The organism is Myxococcales bacterium (assembly GCA_012513515.1).
GTDB lineage: Bacteria > UBA10199 > UBA10199 > 2-02-FULL-44-16 > JAAZCA01 > JAAZCA01.
The window spans coordinates 179,344-187,933 of sequence record JAAZCA010000019.1; the positions used below are offsets into that span (position 1 = coordinate 179,344).

At 38.7% G+C, this 8,590-nt stretch carries 6 protein-coding genes; all 6 read left to right on the top strand.

All coding sequences use genetic code 11. The features are described from left to right. Positions 1 to 64: 64 nt before the first annotated feature. The 6 genes from GX659_04560 to GX659_04585 are packed head-to-tail and all read left to right on the top strand — an operon-like array spanning position 65 to position 8,264. Positions 65 to 979 (top strand): DUF4007 family protein, encoded by a 915-nt coding sequence (locus GX659_04560; GenBank protein NLD28062.1) that lies wholly within the window; start codon positions 65 to 67, stop codon positions 977 to 979. Between the two features lie 3 nt (positions 980 to 982). Beyond that, positions 983 to 4,450 carry a hypothetical protein gene (locus tag GX659_04565; GenBank protein ID NLD28063.1) on the top strand — a complete coding sequence of 1,156 codons (3,468 nt, stop codon included), beginning with the start codon at positions 983 to 985 and terminating at the stop codon, positions 4,448 to 4,450. Continuing rightward, the gene (locus GX659_04570) at positions 4,447 to 5,346 is read left to right on the top strand and encodes a phosphoadenosine phosphosulfate reductase family protein (GenBank protein NLD28064.1); all 900 of its coding nucleotides are present in this window, start codon (positions 4,447 to 4,449) and stop codon (positions 5,344 to 5,346) included. The genes GX659_04565 and GX659_04570 overlap by 4 nt, the downstream gene beginning before the upstream one ends. A gap of 10 nt (positions 5,347 to 5,356) precedes the next feature. After that, entirely contained in the window at positions 5,357 to 5,806 is a 450-nt protein-coding gene (locus tag GX659_04575) for a DUF1232 domain-containing protein (protein NLD28065.1), read from the top strand. Further along, the gene (locus GX659_04580) at positions 5,790 to 6,422 is read left to right on the top strand and encodes a GIY-YIG nuclease family protein (protein NLD28066.1); all 633 of its coding nucleotides are present in this window, start codon (positions 5,790 to 5,792) and stop codon (positions 6,420 to 6,422) included. The genes GX659_04575 and GX659_04580 overlap by 17 nt, the downstream gene beginning before the upstream one ends. Positions 6,423 to 6,437: 15 nt before the next feature. Further along, positions 6,438 to 8,264 (top strand): hypothetical protein, encoded by a 1,827-nt coding sequence (locus GX659_04585; protein NLD28067.1) that lies wholly within the window; start codon positions 6,438 to 6,440, stop codon positions 8,262 to 8,264. Positions 8,265 to 8,590 lie beyond the last annotated feature (326 nt).

Here is an 8,590-nt window from a genome sequence, read left to right on the forward strand (position 1 = left end):
TGTCATTTTGATTGTTATACGGCGATGGGAAAGTGGTTTAATCAAATTATGGGTAGGATAACATATGAATGATGTCCCAGTATTTGCTAGGCATGAAACATTCCATCCTAGGTATGGTTGGTTTAAGAAATGTTATGATGCGGTGACCTGTGATGAGCATATCTTCACTCGTGAAGATGCAACTGTTGTGTTGGGCGTCGGAAAAAATATGGTGCAATCGATTAGGTATTGGGGAACGGCTTTCAAAATTCTCGAAGAATCTTCGGTGACTTCAAGGGCTCAACGTTCCACAGGTTTTGGTATTTCAGAATTTGGTAAGAATTTGCTTGGCGAGAATGGTTGGGACCCATACTTGGAGGACCCAGCTTCCTTATGGCTTTTGCATTGGTTCCTTTTGAAAGATCCTTGTAAAGCAACTGTGTGGAAATTTACATTTAATGAGTTTCATCGAGATTCATTTACCTCAGAAGACATATTTCACTCTTTACGGGAACATGTAGAGTCTAGTTATCCAAAAACAACAGTAAAGGATTCATCGTTACAGAAAGACATTAACTGTGTTCTAAGGATGTATGTTGACAGTTTCAATCATCGTCAAGTTAAGGAAGATTCAATCGACTGTCCATTTACCGACTTATCGTTAATCAAACAAGAGGGCTCTGCGAAGAGATTTTCGTTTAATTATGGCAAGAAGAACAACCTTCCAAACGATATAATTCTTGCGACGTGCCTAGATTACATTGCAAACGCAGGACATAATGCAAAGACAATATCGCTGACTAACTTGCTTCATGATCAGAATAGTCCTGGTATGTTGTTCAAGTTAACTGAATCTGTTTTGTTTGAAGCTGTTGAGAGAGGTATAGGTGATGATAAGAGAATAGTTCTCTCCGATTCGAGCGGACTTGTGCAGTTGAGTTTTAAAGAGGACCCGTCAATTTTGGCTGATAACCTTATTAGAGATCATTATCGTGACTAAACTATGAATAAATTATCTGATATAGTTAAGATCAAGAGACGTTACAGTAGATCAGTTAATCTTGAACGAGATGGGCTTATTAGTGAAAGTGTATTGGGCTATGTTCTGACCCCTAAGGCTTGTGACCTGCTTGAGAGATTTGCGACTAGCTATGTTAAGCCTAATACCAATAGAGCTTGGACTGTTACAGGTGTCTATGGTACTGGGAAGTCTGCATTTGCTCACTTTTTATCGGCGCTTTGTTCCTCAAAAAAGGAGATTATTAATAAAAATGCTCTAGCAGTGTATGCTGATGAGATAGGAAAGACCAATGAGATTTACAATATTTATCGGAATGAACTCCCGGAAAGGGGATTTCTAAAGGCAGTTGTTACTGCAAGATACGAAAGTATTGGTAATACACTGGTTCGTGCACTGTATGATTCTGTGCCAGGGTATTTTAGCAGGCGGAAGCCTAAATGTTTTTCTCAAATAAAAAAAACATATGCGCTAATTAACAAGGATGGAGATTATCGCTGTAATACCAAAGATGTGCTCAATTACATTTGTGAGATTTCAGCTGCTACTAAGGGCGGTCTGCTATTGATAATTGATGAGCTTGGGAAATGCTTAGAGTGGTCTGCTAATATGCACTCTGTTGATGATTTGTATTTGTTGCAGCAAATTGCGGAATTACCTTCAAGAGAAAAGGACCCAAAAGTGTTCCTTTTAGGGATACTACACCAGTCATTTTCTGACTATGCATATGGTTTAGCTAAAGAATTGAGAAATGAGTGGTCGAAGATACAAGGACGATTTGAGGACGTAGTATTTACAGATTCGCACGATCAACTTATTAGGGTTTTAGGAAAGGCTATAGAACAAAAACTAGGGGGAAATGGTGCGTTAGCCGTAAACAAATGGGCTAATGACTGGAAAAAGGTGTTTAAAAAGCTGCAACTTTTAGATGATATATCCGAAGATTCGATTTCAAAAATTTATCCGATACATCCATTGGCAGCATTAATATTGCCACAGCTGTGCAATAAGTATGCTCAAAATGATAGAACACTTTTCACATTTTTAGCCAGCAGAGAGCCACATTCCTTCTCCGAATTTTTGAATAGCTATGACTTTAATTTAAAGGCCCCTGCTACACTAAAACTATTCAATCTTTATGACTATTTTGTTGAAGTTGCGGCGAGTAGTATAGCAGTAAGACCCGAGTTCCAACGTTGGAGCGAAATAAATAGTCGTATTCAGGATTTAAAACATGTTGACCAAGATAAATTGTGTGCACTCAAAACTATTGGTATCTTAAACCTCATTTCAACCACAGGCTTGATGAGAGCTTCAAAGCAGATGGTGATTAATGCCCTTGTTGATTCTCCGACTTCAGCGAAGGAAAATGACAGATGGTCCATTGTTTTGGAGACTATGGAAAAAGATGGCCTTGTAGTTTGGAGAAGGCAGATAGATGAGCTACGTCTTTGGGAAGGGTCAGATTTTAATATCGAGCAACACCTTGTTGAGGAGTTATCGAAGATTAAGTCCTCAGTAGCTGATTTGTTGAATGAATATTATTCTTTGAAACCCGTTATTGCGCAGAGACACAGTTACCAGACTGGGACATTACGATTTTTTGAAAGGCGCTTTTTTGACGATCTAGATAAACTCAAGGATGCTAGCCGATCCTCAGTAGATAGTGATGGGCTGATTGCATACTGGTTAGGCAATGTAGAAATGGTCAAAGGTGGTCGGGAATTTATGAAGGATGGAAGACCCCTGCTTATTCTTACATCTGAAAATATTAGATCGCTTGAAAATGCTACTTGTGAATACATTGCTTTAGGCAGATTAGAGAATGATTCTTATCAGTTGAAGCAAGATGGTGTCGCAAGAAAAGAAGTTAGAAATAGGCTCGCGATTGCAAAAAATTTCTTAGATCGAGCGGTTGCACATGTGTTTGATTTTACGCAGTCTAACGTCAGCTGCATTAGAGGTGAGGAACGACATGTGCTAAAAGGCGAGAGGGATTTTAAGAAGCTCTTGTCAGATGTATGCGATTACACTTTTAAATATGGGCCTACGCTAAAGAATGAGCTCATAAATCGGCGAACGCTTACCGCGCAGGGCTCTACCGCTAGGAGAATCCTGATTAATGCGATACTAAATAATTCTGGCGTAAACAGGTTGGGTTTAGAAGGACATGGCCCTGAAGTCAGTATGTATGAGTCAGTTCTTGAAAATACAGGTATAGTTACAGCCGATAATGGATATTGTTTGAAAGCACCAAGAAAAGATAGTGGTATATTTGAACTTTGGTCGGCTATCACGAACTTCTTTTTAGAGGCAGTTGATTCTCAATCCAATTTTTCTGATTTGCACGATAAGTTGTGTGATCCGCCCTATGGCGCTAATAAACCGATCATTCAGATCCTTATCGCGGTCGTGTATGCAATACATAAAGATATCATTGGGATATTTAAGAATGGTTCATTTATGCCTGAGTTGTCATCCGACGATTTTGAGCTGATTGAGAAAAAACCCGAAATCTATTCCGTTAAGCATTTCGAGATAACCGGAATGAGAGGCGAGGTCTTTAAGGATTTTAATGCGATATTCTATAACCCTTCTTCAGGACGTGCCAGGGCGGAAAAAAGTCTTCTAAGTGTGGTAAAGCCCTTTATCCGATTCATTAAGTCAATGCCTCCCTATACACTAAAAACTAAATCCCTTAGTGGTAATGCGATTCGTGTTAGAGATGCGATTTTAAATGCAACGGAACCTGATGTCTTGCTCTTTACCAATTTGCCCAAGGCCTGTGGTTTTAAGCCTATAAATGCCAAGAGAGTTGGGGATAAGGAGGCAATAAAGTCTGATTTTAAAGAGGCCTTAGAGGGGGCTCTAAAGGAGATTCAGCTGAACTATGAAAATCTATTAAGCCAGTGTAGAGCTATGATCTGCTCCGCATATGAAGTGCCAGAAAAAAGCGTTAATTCGTTACGGGATATTCTTGTACAGAGATCAAAGCTGTTGGCAGAAACTTGTTTTGATCCGAATATTAAGAGCTTTATTATGACGACATTGGACGACTCTATAGATGACCACAGGTGGCTTGAGTCGGTTGTAATGATTATATCAGATAAACCAATATCATCTTGGGAAGATGAAGATCTTTTGAAATTTAAGGAAAATGTTAAAGATCACGGGCGTCGCTATTTAAATCTCGAAACATTGCAACGTAAGATAGTAGGTCTTATTAACCAGGATGTAATTGCTAGACGCGTTGTTGTTACAAAACCGGATGGGAAAGAGATAAATAAGACATTGTGGGTTACTACAAAGGACTATAATGACTTAAGCAGATATGCGGATAAAATTCTCAATGAATCGGTGGTATTTGAGAAAAATAAGATGCAATCTGCGCTGCTTGCAGTTTTAGCTGAAAAAATATTTGATAATGCTAATTTATCAACGAGAGATGAATGAATAGAAAAAAAATACGACATATTATGGGTTTGTCCGGTGGAAAGGACAGTACTGGTTTAGCTATTTTGTTGCACAAGCTTATTCCCGATATGGAGTACTTCTTCTGTGACACTCTTAAGGAGTTGCCGGAAACTTATGAGTATATTCAGAAGGTTGAAACAAGATTGGGAATAAGGGTAAAGAAGCTAGTCGCTAAGAGGGGGTTTGACGATTTTCTCGAGCTGTTTGGTAATTATCTGCCATCTCAAAGGGCCCGCTGGTGTACGAAATTACTAAAAATTCAACCTCTTGAAGAGTTTGTTGGTGACGATATTGCTTATAGTTACGTTGGGATTAGAGCCGACGAAGAAAGAAACGGTTATTTTTCTGCGCGTCCGAATATAAGACCAGTATATGTGTATAAACCGCTCAATTTTAAACTTAGGCACATGGGTAGGGAAATATATAATCAGGATGACATTGTAGAAGAATTTAGACAGCAGGGAATACGACTTCCCATCAAAAAAGATGGCTATTCGATAGATGATGTTCGGGACGTGATAAACGAAAGCGGTATCGGGATGCCAAAATATTACGATTGGAGGACACGATCTGGCTGCTATTTTTGTTTCTATCAACGAAAATATGAATGGGTGATGCTGGCGGAAAAACATCCAAATTTATTCGATCAAGCGGCAGCTTATGAAAAGGAACTCCCGGATGGACGTAGATTTACATGGAATCAAGGGGAAACGCTTCGTGAGATACTTGAACGCAAAGAGTCAATTAAGACTGATCATAAGAAAAGAATGGTACTTAGCAAATGTAATGCGCCAGATAAAACTCTTATGGAGCAACTTGAAGCTGTGTTAGATGGCGAAGATGCCGACAAGCCGTGTTTGATATGCACGTTGTGAGAGGAAATGTATGAAATCTCATTTAAGAAAATTTAGTACTTATAGACTCGATGCATCACTCAAGTCTATTATAGAAAAATCATATGGTACTGCTGTAACGGGCGTAGGCGTTCATGAATGTGATTATATAAAACGTAAATTTAGTAGAAAATATAATGCTACAATATGTGCATCACAAAAATGGGTGGCGGATTTAGCCAGATGCTATGGCATTTTATATGATGTTTTTAGTAAATATTGCGAAGGGGAAAAGCTTATTTCAGATGCTGGATTTAATTTTATTGTGGCAGCGTTATTTTATTTCATCAATCCATTTGATGTAATACCTGATCATATGGCCGACATAGGCTATTATGATGATTTATATGTTTTGCAAATATGTCTTGGACATCTTTCGTATACAGATTACGTTCACATTCAAATGAGATTTACTGAGAGGCAGAATGCGTGCTCTGAATGACATATGGCGTAATATTGGCAATGAGTTCGGTTGTTATACATCTGAGACATTTGATCAAATCCCAACTAGACCAGGTGTGTATGCATGGTTTTATCCCCTCAGAATAGCAACTAGGGACCTAGATGAATTTATGGCAGAAATGCTGGCTATTCAAAATTATGATTCTACAACATTAGGCAAGCCAAAGCATAGAACGTCTGTGGAATTTGCATGGCGAAAAATAATTCTTGACGTTGAGCTAGGGTCAAAAGAACCCACATTTGATTCATTTAGAAATATTTGGGATGCTGCAATCGCCGATGAACAGCTATTTTATCATTTAAGGGCTGTCTTTATGCGTGCAAGTTTATTTTTAAACCCACTCTACGTCGGCAAAACCCGAAACTTGCATAATCGTTGTTATCAACATGTAAATGGTGTTGGAGGATCCAATAACTTTTATGAAAGATTTATGAACTATGCATCAAAAAATAAACTTAATGCTAAAACTGTAAGTGACTTGATATTTGCCTGCATTAGAACCGATGACGAGAGCATTGGAAGCCCAGAAGAATTAGAGCTTCTTGTCGAGGATTTGCTAAAATATTTAGCTAATCCATCATTTTCAATAAAATAAGGGAGGATAGAACAAATGCCTGCTCATACGCCACCAAGGTTTAATGAAGAGATGATATATAGAAAACATAAGTGGGGTATATTCGGTGAACTAGGTGAGGGGGGTAATGCCCAAATAAGATTTCTACAAACTGTTATTTCACATGTGGAATTAGATGATATTCAAATGATTTCAGATATCCCAGGCAGCCATAAATGGGAGGTAAGAGATCTGTTTCAGCGTGAGGTCGACAGTGAAAGGGTCAAAACTGATATTCTGCCGTATTTCCAAGATCCGTCAAAAGTTAAATATTTTAATCCGCTAACCTTGATTGTTTTGCCAATGGCTGGTCATGAAGTTAGTGGTGAATTAGACTATATAAATTCAAGCGAAGAGACAGAAAATAATGAAACGTATACTGTTTATGAAAAGAAGGAATATTATAAAATGAGTATTCGTCAAGATGTGTGGTGTCGATTGCAATGGAATCCCGACAAGTGTTGTATTGTTGCAATTGACGGCCAACATAGGCTTTCTGCCCTCAAAAGATGGAAAAAGGAGCCGGACGCAACGAAAATTCAGCTATGGCGAATTCCTGTGGTGTTGTTGGTTGTAAATAAGAGTGATGCTTCATTAGAGGCTGCTAATTTACTAGAAATAGTACGAAGAACCTTTGTTTACATTAACACGAAAGCAGAAAGATTGTCCACAGCGCGAAAAATTCTATTGGATGATGAAAGTGTTAATGCAGTATGTGCTCAAGAAATTGTTCAGTATGCCCATGCCAATGATGTTAAGGCGATTGATGAACGCGTGCCAACAAGGGTACCGCTAATATTTTTCGATTGGAGGGGTGGACTCAAGGATAATGTTAGAATTAAGGCACCGGCTGCAATGATAAGCATCGAAGAGGTGTACTCTTGGATGGAGCACTACATTTTAAAAGAAGATGGTGGCGTAAGGCAGGAGGAAAGGTTGTTTCTAAAAGATTTAGTACCAATGCTGGAAAGTTATGGCACTGATAAGGCATTGACCAACGAGGATGCAAGGAGAATAAGGGAATTGTTTTGTTGTTACATCAGAGAAGGGTTGATGTACTTTCTTGAAAACTTTGAGCCGTACAAAAACTACATTCATGAATGTCGTGAGAAGGAAAGGGCCTGTCTGGCCGAGTCTGATTTGTCAAAACATGCTTTTATGAAGCTGCGATTTGGATCGCATGATGCGGAGCCTTCTCAAAGAGATGATGTTGAAGATCAGTATTGTGATTTAGTAACTGATTTTGAGAATATAAAAAACAAGATCCCCGCAATCATAACTAGGGATGTTGGGCCGCGGGCGCTAATATTTTCATTCTCCCAAATCAAATACGAATACGATGAAATTATGATTGGGAAAAATAAGGAAAGAGTTGCGTGGTTGGATTATGCTAAAATGTTAACGCCTATTTACAATGATATTTATAATGATGGCTGGTTTTTGACATACGATAGTCTTGCAGAAGATAAACGTAAAGCGCTTACACATATCTTGTATGATCCCGCCGGTGGCATTATAAATTACAGATTAGAGGACTCTGAGGATGCGTTTGGTGCATTTATTATGATGCTGGTTCTAAAAGGAATGCTGGATAATGAATATGTCAGTAATGATGAATATAGCGAGATCTGGAGTGTGGTGTCGGATAAATTATTTAAGACGCTTAATAAAGGCTTTAGAAAAGTGGTTAGATCGGAGCTGAAAGATGTATTTCAAGGTACAAACCCACAATTTAACGCGGAGGTTAAGAGGCTCGCTCAGCTGAGAACAGAAGATCAGCTTAAAAAACTTGCAGCACGATTCGGGATAGTGGATGTTGCGTAAAATATTAAATGCAATCGACCCCCAGACACTTCTTAGTTCGATTGATCAGAGACGATTGCAAGAAGTGTGTGTTTTGACCGGAACTGACAAATCGTCATTGTCAATTAGTAGTAACATAGTGGATTATGTATTGGCTATATATGGATACGACTTGCTATATGATAAGAATCTTAGAAAAATATTATTGTTGCAGCTAACGGATGAGAAATTGGAGGATCTAGCTGTTAAGTGTGCCGGAAGGAAGTATAACAAAAAATATGATAATGCAGCGTTGCTTTCCTCATGTGCATGGCGCCCTGGTGCAAAAATAGTCAGTGAATTGTCTC